Origin of the sequence: Henriciella mobilis (assembly GCF_003576285.1) — a bacterium.
Lineage (GTDB): Bacteria > Pseudomonadota > Alphaproteobacteria > Caulobacterales > Hyphomonadaceae > Henriciella > Henriciella mobilis.
Genome location: NZ_QWFX01000013.1, coordinates 344,203 through 365,339, shown reverse-complemented (window position 1 = coordinate 365,339; position 21,137 = coordinate 344,203). Strand labels below are relative to the sequence as shown.

The window sequence follows — 21,137 nt, the reverse complement described above, 5'->3', positions numbered from 1 at the left end:
TTGTCACTGCATGGCGTGGCAGCTAAACGGGTTCGAAGACTGGAGTGTAGACATGGTGCTGAATTCGGTTCTCGATGCGATCGGGAATACCCCGCTGATCAAACTCAAACGCGTTTCCGAACAAACCGGTTGCACAATCCTTGGGAAGGCGGAGTTTTTGAACCCGGGCCAGTCTGTCAAAGACAGGGCTGCTTTGGGCATTGTACGCGATGCTGAGGAATCCGGCCTGTTGAAGCCGGGCGGCACGATCGTGGAAGGCACTGCGGGCAATACCGGCATCGGCCTCGCACTTGTCGGCAGCGCACTTGGCTACCGTGTCGTTATCGTGATGCCACGAACACAAAGCACGGAAAAAAAGAACGCAGTCCGGCTGCTGGGGGCCAAGCTCATCGAAGTCGATGCAGTGCCCTACTCCAATCCGAACCACTATGCCCGCTATTCAGGCCGGCTGGCAGAAGAACTCGCTAAGTCAGAGCCAAACGGAGCGATTTGGGCCAACCAGTTCGATAACATAGCGAACCGCGACGCCCATTATAATACAACCGGTCAGGAAATCTGGACGCAGACTGAGGGTGCCGTTGATGGTTTTATCTGCGCCGTCGGATCGGGCGGAACGCTTGCCGGGGTTGCAAAAGCTCTCAAGGAAAAGAACGCCGATGTGAAAATCGGTATCGCCGATCCAGGAGGCGCTGCGCTCTACCAGTATTACAAAACCGGCGAACTCAAGGCTGAAGGTACATCAATCACTGAAGGAATTGGGCAAGGTCGCATTACCAAGAACATCGAGGAACTCGAGGTCGACTACGCCTACCGCTGCACGGATACCGAAGCTCTGGAAATCCTGTATGATCTCATTTTGCACGAAGGCCTGTGCCTGGGGGGATCAGCTGGTATCAATATCGCCGGCGCTGTACGCTTGGCGAAGGATCTTGGACCTGGGCATACAATCGTGACCATTCTCTGCGACTACGGCAATCGATACCAGTCCAAGCTGTTCAATCCGGAATTCCTTCGCTCAAAGGATCTGCCTACGCCCCCATGGATGGAGGACTAAACTCATGACCTCCCCGCTCGTTTCAGCCGCCTGGCTCAAATCCAATATTTCGGCACCCGACTTGCGCATTATCGACGCAAGCTGGTTTCCTTCATGGATCGCGTCGGCTAATGCCGGTCGCGCCGCATATGAGCGAGGCCACATACCGGGCGCCGTCTATTTTGATATTGACGACATTTGTGCCGAGGAAAGCGACCTGCCCCACATGATGCCCGACTCGGTGAAGTTCTCTTCCCGGGTCCGCAAACTGGGCGTTGGGGACGGCAACCGCATCGTCGTCTACGACTCCAATGACTTCATTGCCTCCGCAAGGGTATGGTGGATGTTCAGGGTCATGGGACATGAAGACGTCGTAGTCCTGGACGGCGGATTACGAGCGTGGGAAGCGGAGGGAGGCGATCTTGAGGATCTCCCTCCAATTGTCACTGGGGGACGGCATTTTACACCCCGCGTGCAGGCACACCTCATAAAATCCCGGGAACAGGTCCGCGAAGCATCGTCAGGTGCGACGCTTCCAATTCTGGACGCCAGGCCTGCCGGACGTTTTAACGGCACCGAGGAAGAGCCTCGCGCTGGCCTGCCTTCCGGACATATCCCCGGCAGCGTCAACATTCCATCCGCGAAACTGGTCGCCCCTGATGGTCGTATGGCTGATGAAATCCAGCTAAAAAAACTCTTCGACGACTACAGAGCTGGGCCGGTTGTCGCCACTTGTGGCTCTGGCGTTTCTGCAGCCGTGCTAGCACTTGGACTGGCTCAATTGGGCAACTGGGAAGCGGCGCTGTATGACGGTTCCTGGACTGAGTGGGCGAGCGACAAGGATAATCCGGTAGAAACGTCCACAGCATGAAACGATCCACCCGCCTCATTCATAACAGAGCGGGTACCGGTCCGAGACGAACGGTGAATCCACCGCTTGAGCACGCCTCTACGATCATTTTACCAGATGCAGCCTCCTTGTACTCGCAGAACCCCGCCTATGGCCGGATGGGACTGTCAGTTCATCAGGAGCTCGAAGCAGCGCTTTGCACGCTGGAAAAAGCCGATTTCACCAGGCTGACTCCGTCGGGCCTAAGCGCATGCGCCGTTGCCGCCGCAGCTCTGGTCAAGGCAGGTGACCGCATCCTGGTATCAGATTCCATCTACGGTCCTTCCCGTCGGTTCTGTGAGCGCCGTCTAAAGCGCATGGGAGTTGAATCCGAGCGCTTTGACCCTCGAAATCTGGGTCAGATCGAAATGCTCATGTCCGAGGGCGCCGCCGCAATTTTTCTGGAGTCGCCGGGCTCGTTGACATTCGAAATCTCGGATACGCCCGCGATCGTTACCCTTGCGAGGGCACACAACGTAAAAACGATAATGGATAATACGTGGTCTGCCGGTGTCTTTTGCCAGCCGCTCGACCTCGGTGTCGACGTCTCGGTACAAGCCTTGACCAAGTACGTTGTTGGTCATGCTGATGCTTTTGGCGGCGCAGTTATGACAAGCGATCCCGGCATCGTGCGGGAAATTCGAGACCTGACGGAGGACTGGGGCATCTCAATCGGGCCCGATGACGCTTATTCAGCCCTCAGGGGCACCAGGACGCTCGAAACCCGCCTCTCGCAACATCAAGCCTCGGCGCTCCAGCTTGCGAATTGGTTGAGCGGCGTGCCAGGCGTCAACCAGGTTATCCACCCTGCCCTGCCGTCGCACCCCGATCACGCACTTTGGCTGCGCGATTTCAGCGGTAGCTCCGGCCTTTTTGGCTTTCTGCTTGATGCTTCAAACCAATCAGAGCTCGATGCCTTTCTTGGTGCGTTGGAACTATTCAAGCTCGGCTTTTCCTGGGGCGGCTTCGAAAGCCTCATTATCCCTTGCGATGCGCAGCTTACGCGGTTGAAATCCGATTGGACGTCGGAGAAAAACGGACACCTGTTACGCGTTCATGCAGGCCTTGAGGACCCTGACGATCTCATTGCCGATTTTCAGCTCGGTTTCGATGCACTAAGCCGGAAAAAAAATACTTGATCTGAGGCACATTTTTACATATTTCCACCGCCGACAAGCAAGCGAGCTACGACGGTCCCGAAAGGGCGTCAGTACGGGTGAGCCCAACTGTCTTCACTTCATCACTGGCCGAAAGCCAGTCATGCATGCCGAGGATACTTGGATGACGCCCAACAAGTTCGCTTTTGCGACGATGCAGAGCCGTAAGGATGTCGCGTTCGACACCGGCCTCTATAATTATTATGATCGGAAATTCGGGGACTATCGGGCCGCTATTGCGGAACTCATAAGGCCCTAGCGGGCTCGCGCCCGCCGAACCATGCCGCGTTTGATCCGTTAGTGGATTGAGCAGTCAATGAGTTCACTGGCGTACTGCCAGTTACAAATCCGAATCTTTCCTATCATGTTCAAGTCTGATTACGCCACATTGGCGCGTCCCGCCATTCTTCCCGATTCCTCAAACCGCTCCGGCCTTCCGGCTTTCGCGAGCGTGGGAGACGTTCTTCGCGCTTATGAAGGCGACGATGCCATCTTTGTCCTGTATCCCAAAAAGATCGCGGCGGCAGCGCGCACATTCCTGAACGGATTCCCGGGGAAAGTTATGTACGCCGTTAAGGCGAACCCGCACCCGACTGTTCTGAAGACGTTGTGGACAGCGGGCGTTCGGCACTTTGACGTCGCCTCGACCCGTGAAGTCGATCTCGTGAAGGCAATCGCCCCGTCTGCGAAGCTGTTCTTCATGCATCCTGTAAAGTCGCGTGCGGCCATTCGGCATGCTTATGCCGAGGGTGTTCGCGACTTCTCATTCGACTGCATCGACGAACTTCATAAGATTCTCGAAGAAACTGGCTATCCAGGCGACCTTAACCTCCATGTTCGTCTTGCATTGCCAAAAGGCGATGCAGTCATGCCGCTTTCCGGCAAGTTCGGTGCTGATCGCAGCGAAGCCGTAGACCTGTTGACGTCCGCCCGGCCACACGTGGCGATGCTTGGCATGACGTTCCATGTTGGTTCGCAATGCCTGAATACCGATGATTATGGCCGTGCTCTCGCCTGGGCGCGCGAAATCGCTGACGACGCCGGAGTTAAAATCGACTCAATAGATTGCGGCGGCGGCTTCCCAGTTGCTTATCCTGGTATGTCTCCAAGGCCGATGAGCAACTATTTTTCGGCCATAAAGGAGGCTCTGGCGGTTCACGGCTTTGAGGACATACAAGTCCTCGGAGAGCCTGGGCGCGCGTTGTGCGCCCAAGGCGGCTCGACCCTTGCCCGTGTTGAGCTTCGCAAAGGGACCGATCTTTATCTGAATGATGGAAGCTACGGTTCACTGTTCGATGCAGCCCAGTGCGCCTGGAAGTTTCCGGTGAAACTTCACCGTTCAGCGCCCCGCGAAGCGGATAATAACACTGCATTCCGTTTCTTTGGGCCTACCTGTGACAGTCTCGATGTCATGGAAGGGCCGTTCGAACTGCCCGGAGATGTTGAAGAGGGCGACTGGATCGAGATTTGCCATCTTGGTGCCTACGGCCAGGCCCTGGCTTCCCGGTTCAACGGTTTCTTTTCGGAGACAACTGTCGCCGTAATGTCATAACTCACGTCAGTCAGGCGCCTCTGTCAATTCTCGAAAGAGGCGCCTGTCTGGACCCTACCCTCGCCGCCCGCTAGAAGGCGAGCGAACCCGATTCCGGAGTCCCCAAATGAACGCACCCACAAATCGCAAAGCAGAGCTACTCAGCAAGCCAGTCGAACACGTCGATATCACCAAATTCGACGCTCGTCCGATAATCGAGGCGATGGGCAAGATGTCCTTCTCCTCAAGAGATGCCGCTCGCGCCACCGAGATTTTCAACATGGCAGTCGAAGACCCGGACTGCTCGATCATCCTCACGCTTGCAGGTTCCACGTCCGCCGGCGGCTGTATGCATGTCTATCGCGATCTCGTGAAATACGGACTGGTCGACTGCATCGTCGCCACCGGTGCTTCAATCGTTGACATGGATTTCTTCGAGGCACTTGGCTATCAGCACTATCAGGCACCTGAACAAGTCGATGATAACACGCTTCGCGATCTCTACATCGACCGGATTTACGACACGTTCATCGACGAGGAAGAACTGCAGGCCTGTGATCACACGATCAAGGACATCGCCGACAGCCTTGAGCGCCGCCCCTATTCTTCCCGGGAATTCATTTGGGAAATGGGTAAATGGCTCAAGGAAAACGCCAAGAAGAAGGATTCCCTGATCGAGACCTGCTACGATCACCATGTTCCAATCTTTGTGCCGGCATTCTCGGATTGCTCAGCAGGTTTTGGACTGGTCAAACACCAGGTCGAAAACCCCGGCAACTATATGTCTATCGACAGCGTCGCAGACTTCCGTGAACTGACCGATGTGAAGATTGCGGCAGGGTCTACAGGCCTTCTTATGGTCGGCGGCGGCGTCCCCAAGAACTTTGTCCAGGACACTGTGGTTTGCGCCGAAATTCTCGGCAAGGAAGTCGAGATGCACAAATACGCCGTTCAAATCACGGTAGCGGACACTCGCGACGGCGCGTGTTCGTCCTCGACGCTCAAGGAAGCGGCAAGCTGGGGCAAGGTGCAGACCGTGTACGAGCAAATGGTCTTTGCGGAAGCAAGCACCGTGATACCGCTCCTCGCTTCAGCATCCTGGCACAAGGGCGAATGGAAGAAACGCAAACCAAGAGAGTTCGCGAAACTTTTCCTTTAAGGCACCGGCCTTAAGCACAAATTCCATGACGCCGGGGCATCCATTGTCCCGGCGTTTTTGATTCTGCACAGTCCAACTTCGCCGTCAGAACCTCAGCGGGAGAAAGCCATGTCGGATCGGATTGAAGTGAAGAATGTTGATGGTGTTGCAGACGTGAGACTTGTCCGCAGAGACAAGATGAACGCTCTCGATGAAAAGATGTTCTCAGCTCTCGTCTCCACGACCGAGGAACTGGCAAATGACAATTCGGTCCGGTGCGTCGTTCTCTCAGGCGAGGGCCGCGCGTTCTGTGCCGGTCTCGACATGGGCAATTTTGGCAAAATGGCCGAAGGCAGCGGTGGCGGGTCACCAACCGCCCGGGCCCCGCTCGCCGAACGCACTCATGGAGTCGCCAACCGGCCCCAGCAGGCTGTATGGGGCTGGCACGCGCTCCCGGTTCCAGTCATAGCGGCCGTACACGGCGTGGCCCTCGGCGGGGGCTTCCAGCTGTCGCTTGGCGCTGATATCCGCATCGTTCATCCGGCAACGAAAATGTCGATCATGGAAATCAAATGGGGTCTTGTCCCCGACATGGCGGGGACAGCCATCATGCGGAATCTATGTCGAGATGATATCCTGCGGGAGCTTACCTATACGGGCCGGATCTTCTCAGGCGCGGATGCTCTGAACTATGGATTCGCAACTGAGGTCAGCGAAAAGCCCTACGAACGGGCTATGGAGCTGGCCAAGACAATCGCTTCCAAGAACCCCGATGCAATCCGGGCAAACAAGCAGATATTCAACAACCTGCCTGACCTCAATGCTGCGGAATCACTGCTTCAGGAATCTGTCCTTCAGGACAAGATCATTGGTTCAAAGAATCAGATTGAAGCCGTCATGGCCGAGCTGCAAAAGCGTGCCCCGGTTTTCGATGACGGGTGACTGAAATCAAGCTCCAGAATCAACGAAAGCCGGAACCTGAAGGCTCCGGCTTTATCGTTGGCCTGATCTGGCGCGAGTGACGGGGCTCGAACCCGCGACCTCCGGCGTGACAGGCCGGCACTCTAACCAACTGAGCTACACCCGCACAGATCGGCCACCGCATCCCGCGGTGAGGCGCCTGATTAGACAAGGCGGCTTGGCTGGTCAAGCGGGAAGTGCCATGAGAATGCCATGACTTGCAGCTAGGGCTTAGCAGACTTCAGGAATCGGGTGTTCTAGACCTATGAAACGTGTCTTCATTTTCGCCGGTGCCGGACTCGGTCTGCTTCTTATTGTTCTCGCGGCCCTCCCCTTTTTCATACCTGCGTCTGTTTACAAGGCGCAGATTGAGACGGCTGCAAGCAATGCACTTGGTCGCCCGGTAAGTGTCGATGGCGAGGCCAGGATATCAATCTTCCCGGTGATCTCAGCGTCGGTAGAAGACGTGCGCGTTGCCAATCCCGACGGTTTTGAAGCGCCCAATATGATCGAAGCGGGGGCCTTGCGCGGCTCGGTAAAGTTGCTGCCACTGTTTTCTCGGCGGGTAGAGGTAAAAGAGATCTCATTCGAGGACGCATCTGTGCGCCTGACTCGTACCGCCGCCGGAGAGGTCAATTGGGAGTTTGAACGCAATACAGCGCCCGACGACGGCGCGAATCCGCAGCCTTCAGGTGACCCTTTTTCTGCCAGTATCGACAGGGCGCGGCTGCGCAACGCATCACTGGTCTACGAAGACCTTCAAAGCGGCATTCGGTACGATCTCTCCGACTTCAATGCAGAAGCTTCGTTGAAATCGGCTGATCGGCCGATGACCCTTCGGGCGAATGGCGTCTTCCAGAATGAACGGTTCGAGTTCGATCTGACCTTGACGTCACCTGAAGCTCTCCTGTCCGGTGTTCAGGCCACAGTCGACGCCCGGCTCGGTTCGGATCTCGGCAACGTCAGTTTTGACGGAACCATAACCAACAAAGACGCCATGAACGTTTCAGGGCGTTATTCTGCAAACATTCCTCAGTTAAGCGACGTCACATCCTTCTTGGAAATCGCTCTACCTGTCGATCTGGCACCGCTGGGTGGGCTGCGCGCCAGCGGATCCATTGAGGGCGCGCTGCCAGATCTGTCTCTTAATTTTTCTGACCTGACCGTTTCCGGTGACGGGCTGAATCTAAACTACAATGGGCTGCTTCATATCCGCGATACACCAGAGTTCGACGGACAGGCCAGTCTGGATGTAAGGGACGCGTTTGCGTTGAGCCGGGAACTTGGACTGCCTCTGCAACCGCTAAGCGCCTTCAAGCAGCTTTCAATTAATTCTAGACTGGAAGGGCCTGCGACTGCACTTAACTTCGCCGGAATGACGGCTCGCAGCAACAGCCCGTCGCTCAGTGCATCCTACTCCGGATCAATTTCACTGGCCGACGACGGCCGGGTCGATGGTGATCTGTCCGCAAAAAGCGACCAGCTGCGCCAACTGCTATCCCAGCTTGGCGTCGAACTACCAGAAGGCACATCGCTGAAGTCAGCCTCAGTCTCCGGTAGGGCGCGCGGCAACTTCCAGCGACTCGGACTCGAAAGCGGAACATTTGCGCTCGACGACACGCAGGCTACCGGTTCGATTTCCGCCGATCTGAGCGCGGCTGTTCCAGCCGTCAAAGCCGACCTGAAGACCAGTCGCCTGGATCTATCCCCGTTCCTTGGCTCAGATGCCGACCAGCCAGCGGCAAGCCAGCCTTCTGCGTGGAGCGAGGCTCCTCTAGACCTCGCAGCGCTAAACTTGCTGGATGCCGAGATTGCTTTGGTGGCCGACGAAATTGATATCGGAAAGATCCAGCTCAAAAACTCGGATCTCTCGGTTTCGCTGAAATCTGGAAGGCTTGATGCCAACCTGAACCGGTTTTCGGCATTTGGTGGAAGCTGGAACGGCAAGGCGATCGTTGATGCCGCTGGATCGACTCCGGCTTTCGACTTCGAAATGGCAGCCTCGAGCGTCGAAGCGCAATCCCTTTTGTCCAGCCTTGCCGGTTTCGACAAGCTCAGTGGGGGCGGACAGTTCTCAATTGATGTTGCGGCGTCCGGCGCCAGCATCAATCAGATTGTCAACGCTATTGATGGCAGCCTGTCGCTCGAAATTGGCAATGGTGCGTTACAGGGTGTCAACCTCGGTAAACTCGTCCGTTCCGCGGGCTCGCTGCGCGAAGCATTGTCATCGGGAAATCTGACGCTGCAGTCACTCGGAGAGGTCGTCTCGCCGCAGGCTGAAACAGACTTCACCAATTTCTCGGCGACTCTGGATATTCAGAATGGATTGGCACAAATCCAGTCGCTTTCTCTCGTCAATTCAGTGATGAATGTCAGCGGCGCAGGACAGATTGGTATTGGCGGACGCACACTCGACGTCAAGCTTACCCCGGCCATCGACCGGGCTGGGCAAGGCAATACAGCAACGGTTCAGCTGAACGGAATCCCGGTGCCACTTCGGGTCCAAGGCAGCTGGAATGCTCCCCGATTTACTCCTGACTTCTCTGGTGTCCAGTCGGCGCTGGCGTCGAATGTCCGAGACAGGGCGGCATCGGAGCTTCAGGACCGGATAGGCGGCGAACTGGGAGCTATTGCTTCGGATGTCATCGGCGGTCGCCAACCTGGCGCATCGGCGGACAAGACGGGAAGCCAGCCACAAAGCCCAGCAGACGATTCACAAGAGTCTACGACATCGTCTGAGGCAGACGCGCCGAACGAGAGTGAGGGCGAGGACGACGAAGAAAGCGAAAGCGAGAAGGCAATGGATGTATTGGGGCTAATTCTGGGGCCAAATTAGGCCTCACCCCGCCGCATATTTTTTCGGCAATCTGTCTGCGGAATCGTTGCCGGTTCTATCCCCTTCCTCAACGTGTTCATCCGATCCGGACGGCACGTCTCGAATGTCGATGAGGTGGGTCAGTTTGTCGAGCGGCTGGGGACGACTGATCAGGAAGCCTTGAAGTTCATCGCACCCGTTTTCGGTCAGAAACTGTTTCTGGCCTTCGGTTTCCACGCCTTCCGCTGTGCAGACCATATTGAGCGCCTTGGCGAGTTGCAGTGTCGCCCTCGCGATCGCTCTGCACTCTTCGCTGTGATCAATATCTTGCACGAAACCTTTGTCGATTTTGAGCTTGTCGAATGGAAACCGTCTCAAGTAACTCAGCGAAGAATATCCTGTACCAAAGTCATCGAGCGAAATCCGCACGCCCAATTCCTTGAACTTGCGAAGGCGTTCAAGTGTGAACTCGGTGTCGCTGAGCAATACGGATTCGGTAATTTCCAACTCTAACCGCGACGGGGCGATCTGGTTGACCGCCAGAGCATTGACGATTGTGTTCAACAGATTGGCGCTATGTATCTGGAGTGGCGAAATGTTCACCGCGACGCGCATATTGTCAGGAAATCGCCTGGCGACACGCAGAGCTTCTCGCAAGGTCCAGTCGCCAAGCCGGGTGATAAAACCGGTGTCTTCGGCGTGTTTGATGAAACTTCCAGGACCTATCAGGCCTCGCGTCGGATGCTTCCACCGAAGCAGAGTCTCGCAGCCAACAATTTCACCTGTGCTGGCGCACATTTGTGGCTGGAAGTAGGTCAGCAGTTCGTTGTTCTCAAGTGCCCGATGGAGGTCGACTTCGGTCTCACGGCGAATGCGAGCTCTTTCGGCAAGCTCATCTGAAAAGATGCACCAGGTTCGTTTACCCGATTCTTTCGCCTGGTAGAGGGCAAGGTCGGCGTGTTTGAGGAGCGTGGAGATGTCCGTGCTGTAGTTATCGATGATCTTGACGCCAATACTCGCGCCACAATGGGCTGAAGATCCCCAGATTTCGTATGGCGTATTGAGCGATTCGCTCAAGGCTCGAACTTGCGCGACCAGTTCTTCCTTCCCGCGGCTTTCAACCAGGATAGCAAATTCATCACCACCCAGACGCGCAATGATGAGAGCGTCCTTTGTCCCTTGTTTGAGCCGCGATGCGACCTGGCAGAGCAACTCATCGCCTGCCGGATGTCCAAGCGTATCATTCACCCACTTGAAGTTATCGAGGTCCAGCCAGAGAAGTGCGCGAAGCATCCCGTCAGGCGCGGGTGTTTGGGATAACTGATCCAGACGTTCGTTAAGGCAGGCGCGGTTTGGCAAAGACGTCAGCGGATCAAAGTGCGCCATGAACGCAATACGATCTTCGATCTCTTTTGACTGCGAAATGTCTGATGCAACGCCCCGAAAGCCGGAAAAACTGCCCGCGCTGTCAAACACCGGCTTGCCTGTTAGTGACCACCAGACGCCATCCTCGCCGGCGACCTGAAGAGCAATGTCACGGAACGGCTGACGGTTCTCCAAATTGCTTATCAGCAGGGTTTTCGCATCATTGTCCGTGAACAGGGATGAGATCGCCGTTCCCTGCACCATCGCACTTACGGCTGACTTCTTTCCTGAGACCGGAAGTGGGATGTCTTCCAGCAATCCGGCTTCGTCGGTTTGCCACAACCAGTCCGAGGTGCTCTCTTCGAAATCACGAAGCAAAAGTCCAATTAGCTGCGCCTGATGTTGAACAGCAGCCCCGCTGAGATGTTGTTCAACGAACTGTCGATAAGACCAGCGAATCGATATCCAGAGCACGGATGCGTAAACTAGGGCCAGGATGGACAGAAAATCATTTCTTGGGTCGTTGCCGAGCTGAAGTCCAACAACAAATCCGATCGTTGTTGGGATGAGGAAAGCCTGGGCCGCTTCCGGGATCCGGCTAATCAGAACAACACCGCCAAACATCATGCCGGCCATGATGATGCTGACAGCCAACTGGCTCGTTGCATCATCAAAAGGCATGATCAGGAGCGGAAGAATGCCCCAGATCAGCCCAACAAAAGATGCGAGGCGAGAAAACCGTTCAATCCCCTGCTGGGTCTTATCGGTCGAACCGGCTATTCCATTCTTCTTTCGAAGTTTGGCCTTCCGACGGGCACGCATATTTGCAATCAGCAGGATGGCCGAGGCGACGAAAAGCAGGGCCGCCCACAGGCCAAGTAGCCTTATGGCAGGTGAGTGCCAGAAGGAAACAATAACCACGGATGCGTTGACGAGGTTTGCCAGCACCATCACTGGCGTCAGGCGCCCGGCTGTTTCCAGCTGTCTTGCCCTTATGCTGGCCGCCTGATCTTCAGGGACGTCGATCGACTTAACCAGGGCGGCCAGTGAATGGCTATCGCTATCAATCGCCCGAAAAAACTTTCTCACCCCGAACTCCTGATCGGAAAATCCGAGTGTGGTTTACGACAAATGTATAAACATCGCAGAAGACCGAAGCTTGAAATTTGATCTATCTGGTCGCGTGCCTCCAATGCCGCTAGGTTTCCGCTATGGCTTCCACACCTCTCATCCTTTCCATCGACCAGGGGACTACTTCTAGCCGATCCCTCGTCTTCGACGCCAACGGCCGAATCGTCTCTTCGGCTCAGTGTGAGTACAAACAGCACTTTCCGAAACCGGGTTGGGTCGAACACAATCCAGACGATATATGGCGCACGACAGTGCAGACGGCTGATGAAGCGATGACTGCGGCGGAACAGCAGACAGGCGGTAAGATCGAGTGCATCGGCATCACCAATCAGCGGGAAACCACCGTCGTGTGGGACAAGCGGAGTGGGCAGGCCTTGGGAAACGCAATTGTATGGCAGGATCGGCGAACTTCCGGCCATTGCGAGGAACTTCGCTTATCCGGCAAGCTAGACGAAATTGTACGGCGAACCGGTCTAACGATCGATCCGTATTTTTCGGCAACCAAACTGCGCTGGATTCTCGAGAACGTCGAAGGCGCAATTGATCTGGCCGAGCAAGGCAATCTGGCCTTTGGGACGATTGATGCGTTTCTGATCTACAGACTAACAGGCGGCAAGCATCATCTGACGGATGAAACGAATGCCAGCCGTACGCTCTTGTACAACATCAACGAAGGCGACTGGGACGACTGGCTCCTGAACCTGTTTGAAATACCAAGGTCCGTCCTGCCTGATATACGATCAAGCAGCTCTTCATTCGGCGAAACTGATCCTCAAATCTTTGGCCGGAGCATTCCTATACTTGGCGTTGCTGGCGATCAGCAGGCCGCTGCATTCGGACAAGCGTGCTGGCATGCAGGAATGATCAAGAGCACGTACGGCACTGGATGCTTCATGCTTGCGAGCTCCGGTAACAAGATCGTGCGCTCCCAAAGCGGACTGTTGTCGACTGTCGCCTGTCGCACAAGCGCTGAACGCCAGTTTGCGGTCGAGGGCTCGATATTCATAGCCGGAGCCGTTTCACAATGGCTGAGAGACGAACTCCACATAATCGAGGACGCCGCTGAAACAGAAAGTCTAGCAGCGTCGGTATCAAGCAATGAAGGCGTCTACGTCGTGCCGGCCTTTACGGGCCTGGGCGCCCCTCACTGGGACAGCACAGCCCGCGGTGCGATATTTGGACTGACACGAAACACCGGCCGGGCGGTCCTGACTCGCGCCGCAATCGAAGCGGTCGCTTATCAGACAAACGATCTCGTCGCGTCCCTCATTTCCGACGGTCTCTCAGTCGACGCCATCCGCGTTGATGGTGGCATGGTCGCAAATAGCTGGTTTCTGCAATTCCTGTCGGATATTCTGGAAGTGCGTATCGACCGCCCGGTGATTATCGAAAGCACCGCGCGGGGGGCCGCTTTCCTGGCAGGCCTCAAGGCAGGCATTTTTTCCAATACGGAACAGCTTGAGGAATTGTGGGCGCACGATCGTCAATTTACACCGTCCATGCTGGCCTCGGAACGGCAAGCCCTTGTTTCGGGCTGGCAAGCAGCCGTAAAGGCTACACTCTTTCACGCCAGCCTGAATTGACTTAGCAACTTTCAGAACCGGTAAATGGTCGGAGCGGCGGGATTCGAACCCACGACCCCTTGTCCCCCAGACAAGTGCGCTACCGGGCTGCGCTACGCTCCGACGTCGAGTGCTTTAGTCTCGCCTGCAGATGATTGCAATGACCGAGACTGCTTCACGCAGCCTTGGCGATCCGGGCCTTGTCCAGACGTGCCTTGATGTCGACCAGATCCGCCAGCATCGACTCCAGCCGTTCTCGGGAATCGCTGTCCTCCGATACCGCTTTCTCGCCAGATGCAAATGCGGTGCGGATACTTTCCTGAAGCTCCCGTGCAGGGCTTCGCTGAGGAACGTCCTGACTTCCAGCCGAAAGCGTGGCCTGTCCGGCGAGAACCCGTGCGATCCCCTGCTCGTTGATAAGTTGCTGAGCGCCTTTAAGCGTCATGCCACGCTCATGTACGAGCAACTGGATGGCCCGCAGGGCCTCCATGTCCTCCGGCCGGAACATGCGACGACCATCAGGCCGCTTCAGAGGTTTCAGATGCCGGGTAAACTTCCCCTCCCAATAGCGCAGCACGTGCGGTTGCAAGCCGAGTTCATCCGCCGCTTCACCGATGGACCGGTAGGCATCGGCGGACTTTTCGACTTTCTTGGCAGCTGCTGACATTTGGGATTCCCTCTTTCTATTTAATTGCCGTCTTCGACCTTGCTCTTCAGCATGGGAGAGGGCTTGAACGTGACCACGCGTCTAGCTGAAATTTTAGCCTCAACACCGGTTTTTGGATTGCGGCCTGCACGGGCAGATTTCTTGCGAACAACGAAATTGCCGAATCTCGAAAGTTTGACCTCGTTCTCGTGTTCGAGGCTTTTCCCAATCAATTCGAGCATCCGGTCGAGAATGTCGCCGGACTCCTGCCGGGTAATTCCGACTTCCCGTACAATGGCATCGGCTAGTTCGACGCGAGTTATGGTTTTGCTGGTCACGTAATCAGCTCCTCTGGTTAACAGATACGGCCGATATCTTAACGAAAGAATTACAGCCGGAAGAGAGTGGCACCCCACGAAAAGCCACCCCCCATGGCTTCACTTAGCACAAGATCGCCGGTTTTTATCCTCTGGTCTTCTATTGCCGTGTGTAGGGCGAGCGGTATTGAGGCTGCTGATGTGTTCCCGTGACGGGAAACAGTCGATATGACCTTGTCTTCATCCAGTCCGAGCCGTTTAGCGACACCATTCAATATCCGCTGGTTGGCCTGGTGGGGAACAAACCAGTCAACATCATCAATCGTGTGACCTGTATCATCAAGCACACGCTCGATCGCGTTGGAAATATTCGTTACAGCATGCCGGAAAACCTGATTCCCTTGCATGCGGACATGACCGATGGTGCCTGTCGAAGAGACCCCGCCATCGACGTAGAGCAAATCGCTTTTGGTACCATCCGTCCGGATATGATGCGCGATCACGCCTTCATCTGCTGCACCTTGGTCCGCCTGCAACACTGCTGCGCCGCTTCCGTCGCCGAAGAGAACGCATGTTGAGCGGTCAGACCAGTCCAGAATTCGCGTAAACGTCTCTGCCCCGATAACGAGCGCAGTCTTGAAAAGTCCCTGACGCAACATGGAATCTGCAGTAGCCATGGCGAATAGAAAACCCGAGCATACCGCCTGGACGTCAAACGCGGCACCTCCGGAGATGCCGAGTTTGGCCTGAACGGCGGTCGCCGTTGCGGGAAAGGTCCTGTCAGGTGTTGTGGTGGCAAGAACAATCAGATCAACGTCGCTCGCGACCAGGCCTGCATTCTTCAAGGCAACCTTCGCGGCTTCCGTGGCCAAGTCCGATGTCAGCTCTCCCTCCGCCGCAATATGGCGTTGATGGATACCCGTCCGTTCGCGGATCCAGTCATCGGACGTGTCGACCATTTTAGCCAGATCGTCATTGGTCAGAACACGGCGTGGCAGATAGGCCCCCGTGCCTCGAATAAAACTTTTCGTGGTCTTCATTACTCAACCGTTTCCGGCGCAATTCCGAGTTGGGATACGCGTTTCAAGCCTGAGGAGACTTCTTCCATATAGTGGCTGTTGGCAAGGTCCGCCGCCAGTTTAATAGCGGTCGCGAACCCTTCGGCGTCTGTCCCGCCGTGACTTTTAACAATCACACCGTTGAGACCCAACAGGACCCCGCCGTTTACACTCGAAGGGTTGAGCTTTGTGCGCAGGTCCCGCAATCCAGAGGCTGCGAGCGCTGCACCCGCCTTGGATAGCAAACTCGACGTTAGTGCTTCCCGGACATATCGCGACACAAGGCGTGCTGTGCCTTCGGCTGTCTTCAAAGCAACATTACCCGTGAAGCCGTCTGTTACGATAACATCGGCGACACCCATCGAAATATCGTTGCCTTCAACGTATCCCTTGAACTCGATTCCAATATCCCGTGTCCGCATGATTTCGCTAGCGAACTTTACCGCGTCCCGCCCTTTTTCATCTTCCGCCCCAATGTTCAGGAGTCCGACCGTTGGACGCTTCGTGCCAAATACTGCGCGTGCGTAGGCTTCGCCCATGACGGCGAACTCAACCAGTTGGTCCGCATCCGCATCGAGATTGGCACCGACATCCAGAACAACCGACCGACCATTCAGAGTTGGCCAGATCGCCGTCATGGCTGGTCGATGAACGCCGGGCATCTTGCGCAGGATCATCATCGACATGGCCATGAGGGCACCCGTATTCCCCGCGGAAACGCCGGCAGAGGCTTCACCCTGTTTCACCGATTCGATCATGCCCCACATGCTGGTCGTCTTGCCTTTTCGTAGAGCGGAGGATGGCTTCGCGCTCATGCTGACAACATCGGGGTGATCAATCAGTGCGCAGCGGCTTGCCAGCTTGTGCTTTGAGACTAGCGGAGCGAGTGCGTCTGATTGGCCGTGAAGCAGAAAATTGACATCCGATCGCCTCCGGCAAAAGAGCTGCAGCCCTTCCAGAACCACTTCAGGGGCGTGATCGCCCCCCATCGCGTCAATCGATAGAGTTACTGAGGACATTTCAAGTTCTTACCCGCTGCCAGAGTCGGGGAAAGTACGCCCCTGCCCTCCGATCCGCAACATGTGGAACGCAAGCAGGCTGCGCATGACCATGCACCTACCAAGGCGCCTTGCCTGCGAGAAGAGCTTCATCCGCGACGGACGGGAGCATCTGCGCATCCTGAACGATTATCTCGGCGACCTCCAAAGCCCCTCCTGGAGATGTAACTTCATTTCGTTCGAAGACGTTGGCCAGAGACTCGACGGCCTGCTCAGACTCGAGAGCCTCCTTCGCCGCCCTGGCCAGACCAAAGAAGCGTTCCCCAAGCTTTCGAACCTTTCTGGCAATTGACGCATCACCCACACCAGTTTCCCGGAGCGCGCCGTCAATGTCGCTGAAGACCCTATCGTTCAAGATCCTGGAGATCGCCTGTCCCTTCTCCCCTGCTTTCTCAAGTCTGGGGAACAGCAGAGCCGAGTACAGACAAATTGCATTGAAGCGCCCGTCGAACGTGTCGGGTATTTTATCTTCACCAAACAAGACCGGATCACGCGCCTTGCCCACAATTGCATGGTGAAGCCGTTTGGCGACCTCTTCCGACTTTCGACGATTTGAACGCTTGAAGTGCCGCAACAAACTCACTTATGCGCTCCGTAACTTGCCAATCCGATGATGTCGCCTGTAATCCAGTGGGAACAGGAAGGAAAGCCGCATGAGCAAAACGATTATAGCCGCAAGTCTGGCCCTCGCCTGCTTCTCAGCCACAGGCTGTATATCAACTGTGAAAGCCTATCATGGCTACGCACCAGACGAGATTAACCCGGCCGATGTGGAGCCAGGTCTCGATACGCGTTCCAGCGTTCTGGCACAGCTTGGCTCTCCGAGCACGGAAAGCGTATTCGACGACAACACCTGGATGTATATCACGACGATACAGGAGCGCTTCGCATTTTTCCGTCCGGAGATTTCCACGCGAACCATCACAGCGATTCGATTCAGCGAAGAAGACGTCGTCGAAGAAGTTCTCAAATACAATCAGGACGATGGCCGCGTGATCAGCTACGCCTCCAGAGAAACCCCAACACGTGGCCGCGAGCTTGGCCTATGGGAGCAGATCTTCGGTACAGTGGGCCAGGTTGCCTTGCCTGCAACCGACGAGGCCACACCTGGCAATCCGACGGGACGCCGCTAGAGACGACGGCTTTCGAATTCTAGTATGTTCGAAAATGAAAGCCCTCCCGCTTCATCTGCGGGAGGGCTTAGCTTTTGAAAGCGACCGATTACTGTTCGGCCGCCAGGCCTTAGAAGTGGGCGAGTACAGCCACCATTAGCAAGGCCACAATGTTCGTGATCTTGATCATCGGATTGACCGCCGGTCCCGCGGTATCCTTGTAAGGATCGCCGACCGTATCGCCTGTCACAGCAGCCTTGTGGGCCTCCGAGCCCTTGCCGCCGTGATTGCCGTCTTCAATGTACTTTTTCGCATTATCCCAGGCACCACCGCCTGAGGTCATGGAAATTGCTACGAACAGACCTGTCACAATCACGCCAAGCAGCATCGCTCCGACAGAAGCCAGCGCAGACGCCGGACCCGCGATGAGCCAGATGACGGCGAGCAGGACAATTGGCGAAAGCACAGGGAGCATCGATGGAACGATCATCTCTCGGATTGCTGCCTTGGTCAGCAGGTCGACCGCCTTGCTGTAATCCGGCTTGACCTCGCCCTTCATGATGCCGGGCATTTCACGGAATTGTCTGCGAACCTCCTCGACCACCGATTGGGCCGCGCGCCCAACAGCCATCATCGACATCCCGCCAAACAAGAATGGCAAGAGGCCGCCGAATAGTAGGCCAACAACAACGTAAGGGTTGGCAATGGAGAAACTGACCTCTCCTACAGATGCAAAAAAGCTACCCGGCTCTGCTGTTTCCGCAAAGTATTTGAGGTCTTCATTATAAGCCGCAAACAGCACCAGAGCACCGAGACCGGCAGAGCCGATTGCATAGCCCTTAGTCACCGCTTTGGTCGTGTTGCCAACGGCATCGAGCGCATCGGTGGTGTCGCGTACCTCGCTCGGCAGATCGGACATCTCAGCGATGCCGCCTGCATTGTCCGTCACGGGGCCAAAGGCATCCAGCGCGACAATCATTCCAGCAAGCGCGAGCATCGTCGTCGTCGCGATGGCGATGCCGTACAGCCCGGCGAGATTGAAGGTCAGAATGATACCCGCGATGATCGTGATGGCGGGCAGCGCGGTCGACTCAAGCGAAACGGCCAGACCCTGGATTACGTTGGTGCCATGCCCGGACTCGGACGATTTGGCCACAGAGCGGACCGGTCGATAGCCCGTTCCGGTGTAATACTCCGTAATAACCACGATCAGAGCTGTTACGCCCAGGCCCGCCACACCGCACAGAAACAGGTCAAGACCAGTAACATCACCAACCAAACCAAGTTCACTGGCAGCACCATCCAGTACGCCGAAGCCGTTCGGAAGTGCCCAGTTTATGGCGACGGCAAGCCCTGCGAGCGAGAACACGCCGGTTGCTATGAGCCCCTTGTACAGGGCTCCCATGATGTTGGTTGACCCCTGACCAAGGCGTACGAACCAGGTCCCGGCGATCGACGCCAGGATACAGACTGCGCAAATAGCCAGCGGCAGCAACATAATGGAGCCAAGGTAGCCCAGACCACCAAAGTAGATCGCGCCCAGCACCATGGTAGCAACGATGGTGACCGCATAGGTCTCGAACAGGTCCGCTGCCATGCCGGCACAGTCTCCGACATTATCGCCAACATTGTCCGCAATCGTCGCAGCGTTGCGCGGGTCATCTTCAGGAATACCAGCTTCAACCTTGCCGACCATGTCGCCGCCAACGTCAGCACCTTTTGTAAAGATGCCGCCACCGAGACGCGCGAAGATCGATATCAAGGACGCGCCGAAGCCGAGTGCGACGAGGCCATCCACGACCGAACGGTCATTCGGCGCAAAGCCGACCAGCCCGGTCAGGATGCCGTAATAGGCAACGACGCCGATTAGCGCGAGGCCGACCACGAGCAGGCCCGTAACGGCGCCCGACTTGAAAGCCATATCCAAACCGCCCTGCAGACTTTTGCTTGCAGCCTGCGTCGTGCGGACGTTCGCTTGGACCGACACTTTCATGCCGATGAAACCAGCCGCACCTGACAATACGGCACCAATCAAAAAGCCGAGCGGCACCTCCCAGCTTCTGAAAGCAATGAAAAGCAATACGATGACGCCCGCACCAACCATGGCAATCGTTGTATACTGCCGGTTCAGGTAGGCATTGGCGCCCTCCTGAATGGCTGCCGCGATTTCGCGCATCCGGTCAGACCCGGAGTCTGCTTTCATAATCGAATTCGACTGAAGCCAGCCAAATATTACGGCCGCGAACCCGGCGACCAATGCAATCCAATACCATAGGGTCATTTGTGCCCTTCCTCCCATTCGGCCGATTCCGCTTGTATAATTACGGATCGAGCCAGTTTGTTTATGACTCGTCACTGCCAAATGCCGCGCGTTTAAGCAAGCTGGATCGCGTCCGAAGCGACCCGGAGGCCCTAATTACCGTGGACGAAGCCTAGTTTCGCAGGTACCGGGACGATTTTCCCTCGATGTTTCAGCTGGAGTTCGTCACCTGCCGCCACATGCCCGATTCGCGTCAGTCTGATCCCTGCGGATGCGGCATCCTTGATGGCAATATCAAGCTTGGATTCTGGTAGCGTCATCAAAACCTGATAGTCGTCTCCACCTGTCCCAAGCTCTATCATGTCAGCCACGGAAGCGCAGTTCCGGGCCCATGGGACGGTTTCCATGTCCAAGCAGATAGCCTTGCGGCTTGCTCGTCCCACATGAATGGCTTCGGCGATCAGTCCGTCAGAGATATCGATGGCGGCGTTCGCATGCGCCGATAAAATCTCGGCAATCTCTGGGGCGGGTATATCCGGCACCCTGAAATGCCGGGCGAACGGACTGTCCCTGCCCGCCTTTGCATCATCCAGGCCCTGGTACCCCGCGCCTATGGTTCCGGACACACACACAGCGTCGCCCACCATTGCACCGGATCTGGCGACAGGATTCGGAGAAAGGCAGCTTCCGGTTACCGTCATCGTGAGAACCAGAGGACCGGGCGTTGAAACGAGATCGCCTCCGACAAGTTTCACATTCCACTGCGCCAGGTCATGCCCAAGCCCTCCGCAGAAGCGCTCGAATCGAGGTTCATCGAACCAGTCTGGCAACGCGACGGATAGTAAGGCATCTTTTGGAACAGCCCCGTTGCAGAGGATGTCTGACACATTCACACGCAGGATCTTCTTCCCAAGCGTCTCGGGAGGATCGCCACGGAAGAAGTGAACGCCTTCAACCAGCGTATCCATTGTAGCAATCAGCGGCCGATCAGGGGGCAATGAGGCCAGGATGCCCACATCGTTTTCAAGCGACATTGCGCCTTCGCTCGTTGCGATAGGCTTCAGGTACTTTGAAATCCAGTCGAATTCGGACACCGGGCCCATCC

At 56.1% G+C, this 21,137-nt stretch carries 18 protein-coding genes and 2 tRNA genes; 10 read left to right on the top strand and 10 right to left on the bottom strand.

Features of this window, described 5'->3' with window-relative positions:
- Positions 1-52: 52 nt before the first annotated feature.
- The 7 genes from D1223_RS12275 (at position 53) to D1223_RS12250 (ending at position 6,690) form a co-directional block, all read left to right on the top strand.
- Positions 53-1,054 (top strand): cysteine synthase A, encoded by a 1,002-nt coding sequence (locus tag D1223_RS12275; protein WP_119376716.1) that lies wholly within the window; start codon positions 53-55, stop codon positions 1,052-1,054.
- Positions 1,055-1,058: 4 nt separating this feature from the next.
- Positions 1,059-1,904, top strand: coding sequence for a sulfurtransferase (locus D1223_RS12270; protein ID WP_119376715.1), 846 nt, complete (start codon positions 1,059-1,061; stop codon positions 1,902-1,904).
- Positions 1,901-3,061 carry a cystathionine beta-lyase gene (metC, locus tag D1223_RS12265; RefSeq protein WP_119376714.1) on the top strand — a complete coding sequence of 387 codons (1,161 nt, stop codon included), beginning with the start codon at positions 1,901-1,903 and terminating at the stop codon, positions 3,059-3,061. Before D1223_RS12270 ends, metC begins: the two co-directional genes overlap by 4 nt.
- Positions 3,062-3,203: 142 nt before the next feature.
- Entirely contained in the window at positions 3,204-3,338 is a 135-nt protein-coding gene (locus tag D1223_RS19160) for a hypothetical protein (RefSeq protein WP_267896314.1), read from the top strand.
- Positions 3,339-3,395: 57 nt separating this feature from the next.
- Positions 3,396-4,631 carry a type III PLP-dependent enzyme gene (locus D1223_RS12260; protein WP_233353143.1) on the top strand — a complete coding sequence of 412 codons (1,236 nt, stop codon included), beginning with the start codon at positions 3,396-3,398 and terminating at the stop codon, positions 4,629-4,631.
- A 106-nt stretch (positions 4,632-4,737) separates the two neighbouring features.
- Positions 4,738-5,769 (top strand): 1,9-bis(guanidino)-5-aza-nonane synthase, encoded by a 1,032-nt coding sequence (locus D1223_RS12255; protein WP_119376712.1) that lies wholly within the window; start codon positions 4,738-4,740, stop codon positions 5,767-5,769.
- A 108-nt stretch (positions 5,770-5,877) separates the two neighbouring features.
- On the top strand, positions 5,878-6,690 hold the full coding sequence (locus tag D1223_RS12250; RefSeq protein WP_119376711.1) for a crotonase/enoyl-CoA hydratase family protein: 813 nt from the start codon (positions 5,878-5,880) through the stop codon (positions 6,688-6,690).
- Positions 6,691-6,758: 68 nt separating this feature from the next.
- Here the strand turns inward: D1223_RS12250 and D1223_RS12245 are convergent.
- Positions 6,759-6,835: transfer RNA gene (locus tag D1223_RS12245), tRNA-Asp, on the bottom strand.
- Positions 6,836-6,973: 138 nt separating this feature from the next.
- Here D1223_RS12245 and D1223_RS12240 point away from each other — a divergent pair.
- Positions 6,974-9,544, top strand: coding sequence for an AsmA family protein (locus D1223_RS12240; protein WP_119376710.1), 2,571 nt, complete (start codon positions 6,974-6,976; stop codon positions 9,542-9,544).
- A gap of 3 nt (positions 9,545-9,547) precedes the next feature.
- Here D1223_RS12240 and D1223_RS12235 read toward each other — a convergent pair whose 3' ends face one another.
- Entirely contained in the window at positions 9,548-11,977 is a 2,430-nt protein-coding gene (locus tag D1223_RS12235; RefSeq protein ID WP_119376709.1) for a putative bifunctional diguanylate cyclase/phosphodiesterase, read from the bottom strand.
- Positions 11,978-12,099: 122 nt separating this feature from the next.
- Here D1223_RS12235 and glpK point away from each other — a divergent pair, with 122 nt between their 5' ends.
- The gene (gene glpK, locus D1223_RS12230; RefSeq protein ID WP_119376708.1) at positions 12,100-13,602 is read left to right on the top strand and encodes a glycerol kinase GlpK; all 1,503 of its coding nucleotides are present in this window, start codon (positions 12,100-12,102) and stop codon (positions 13,600-13,602) included.
- A gap of 25 nt (positions 13,603-13,627) precedes the next feature.
- On the opposite strand, the gene D1223_RS12225 is transcribed toward glpK, so the two are convergent.
- From D1223_RS12225 to D1223_RS12200, 6 genes are all read right to left on the bottom strand, one after another.
- Positions 13,628-13,704, bottom strand: a tRNA-Pro gene (locus D1223_RS12225).
- A gap of 52 nt (positions 13,705-13,756) precedes the next feature.
- A complete protein-coding gene (locus tag D1223_RS12220; RefSeq protein ID WP_119376707.1) occupies positions 13,757-14,248 on the bottom strand; it encodes a MerR family transcriptional regulator in 492 nt (163 codons plus the stop codon).
- 20 nt (positions 14,249-14,268) lie between these two features.
- On the bottom strand, positions 14,269-14,565 hold the full coding sequence (locus tag D1223_RS12215; protein ID WP_119376706.1) for an integration host factor subunit alpha: 297 nt from the start codon (positions 14,563-14,565) through the stop codon (positions 14,269-14,271).
- 50 nt (positions 14,566-14,615) lie between these two features.
- Positions 14,616-15,584: a beta-ketoacyl-ACP synthase III gene (locus D1223_RS12210; RefSeq protein ID WP_119376705.1), complete on the bottom strand. Its 969-nt coding sequence runs from the start codon at positions 15,582-15,584 to the stop codon at positions 14,616-14,618.
- Positions 15,584-16,621 (bottom strand): phosphate acyltransferase PlsX, encoded by a 1,038-nt coding sequence (plsX, locus tag D1223_RS12205; RefSeq protein WP_119376704.1) that lies wholly within the window; start codon positions 16,619-16,621, stop codon positions 15,584-15,586. Before plsX ends, D1223_RS12210 begins: the two co-directional genes overlap by 1 nt.
- A 97-nt stretch (positions 16,622-16,718) precedes the next feature.
- Positions 16,719-17,243, bottom strand: a complete 525-nt coding sequence (locus D1223_RS12200) for a ubiquinol-cytochrome C chaperone family protein (protein WP_119376703.1) — start codon at positions 17,241-17,243, stop codon at positions 16,719-16,721.
- Between the two features lie 70 nt (positions 17,244-17,313).
- Here D1223_RS12200 and D1223_RS12195 point away from each other — a divergent pair, with 70 nt between their 5' ends.
- A complete protein-coding gene (locus D1223_RS12195) occupies positions 17,314-17,793 on the top strand; it encodes an outer membrane protein assembly factor BamE (RefSeq protein WP_119376702.1) in 480 nt (159 codons plus the stop codon).
- 109 nt (positions 17,794-17,902) lie between these two features.
- On the opposite strand, the gene D1223_RS12190 is transcribed toward D1223_RS12195, so the two are convergent.
- Positions 17,903-20,053 carry a sodium-translocating pyrophosphatase gene (locus tag D1223_RS12190; RefSeq protein WP_119376701.1) on the bottom strand — a complete coding sequence of 717 codons (2,151 nt, stop codon included), beginning with the start codon at positions 20,051-20,053 and terminating at the stop codon, positions 17,903-17,905.
- 131 nt (positions 20,054-20,184) lie between these two features.
- Positions 20,185-21,126: a thiamine-phosphate kinase gene (gene thiL, locus D1223_RS12185; protein ID WP_158588463.1), complete on the bottom strand. Its 942-nt coding sequence runs from the start codon at positions 21,124-21,126 to the stop codon at positions 20,185-20,187.
- Between the last annotated feature and the right edge of the window lie 11 nt (positions 21,127-21,137).

Bases quoted from the DNA above. Each gene is read 5' to 3' on its own strand.
- D1223_RS12260 (WP_233353143.1), top strand. From the start codon at position 3,396: ATGAGTTCACTGGCGTACTGCCAGTTACAAATCCGAATCTTTCCTATC.
- metC (WP_119376714.1), top strand. From the start codon at position 1,901: ATGAAACGATCCACCCGCCTCATTCATAACAGAGCGGGTACCGGTCCG.
- D1223_RS12240 (WP_119376710.1), top strand. From the start codon at position 6,974: ATGAAACGTGTCTTCATTTTCGCCGGTGCCGGACTCGGTCTGCTTCTT.
- D1223_RS12220 (WP_119376707.1), bottom strand. From the start codon at position 14,248: ATGTCAGCAGCTGCCAAGAAAGTCGAAAAGTCCGCCGATGCCTACCGG.
- D1223_RS12195 (WP_119376702.1), top strand. From the start codon at position 17,314: ATGAGCAAAACGATTATAGCCGCAAGTCTGGCCCTCGCCTGCTTCTCA.
- D1223_RS19160 (WP_267896314.1), top strand. From the start codon at position 3,204: ATGACGCCCAACAAGTTCGCTTTTGCGACGATGCAGAGCCGTAAGGAT.
- D1223_RS12275 (WP_119376716.1), top strand. From the start codon at position 53: ATGGTGCTGAATTCGGTTCTCGATGCGATCGGGAATACCCCGCTGATC.
- D1223_RS12250 (WP_119376711.1), top strand. From the start codon at position 5,878: ATGTCGGATCGGATTGAAGTGAAGAATGTTGATGGTGTTGCAGACGTG.
- D1223_RS12190 (WP_119376701.1), bottom strand. From the start codon at position 20,053: ATGACCCTATGGTATTGGATTGCATTGGTCGCCGGGTTCGCGGCCGTA.
- D1223_RS12210 (WP_119376705.1), bottom strand. From the start codon at position 15,584: ATGAAGACCACGAAAAGTTTTATTCGAGGCACGGGGGCCTATCTGCCA.
- D1223_RS12255 (WP_119376712.1), top strand. From the start codon at position 4,738: ATGAACGCACCCACAAATCGCAAAGCAGAGCTACTCAGCAAGCCAGTC.
- D1223_RS12270 (WP_119376715.1), top strand. From the start codon at position 1,059: ATGACCTCCCCGCTCGTTTCAGCCGCCTGGCTCAAATCCAATATTTCG.
- glpK (WP_119376708.1), top strand. From the start codon at position 12,100: ATGGCTTCCACACCTCTCATCCTTTCCATCGACCAGGGGACTACTTCT.
- plsX (WP_119376704.1), bottom strand. From the start codon at position 16,621: ATGTCCTCAGTAACTCTATCGATTGACGCGATGGGGGGCGATCACGCC.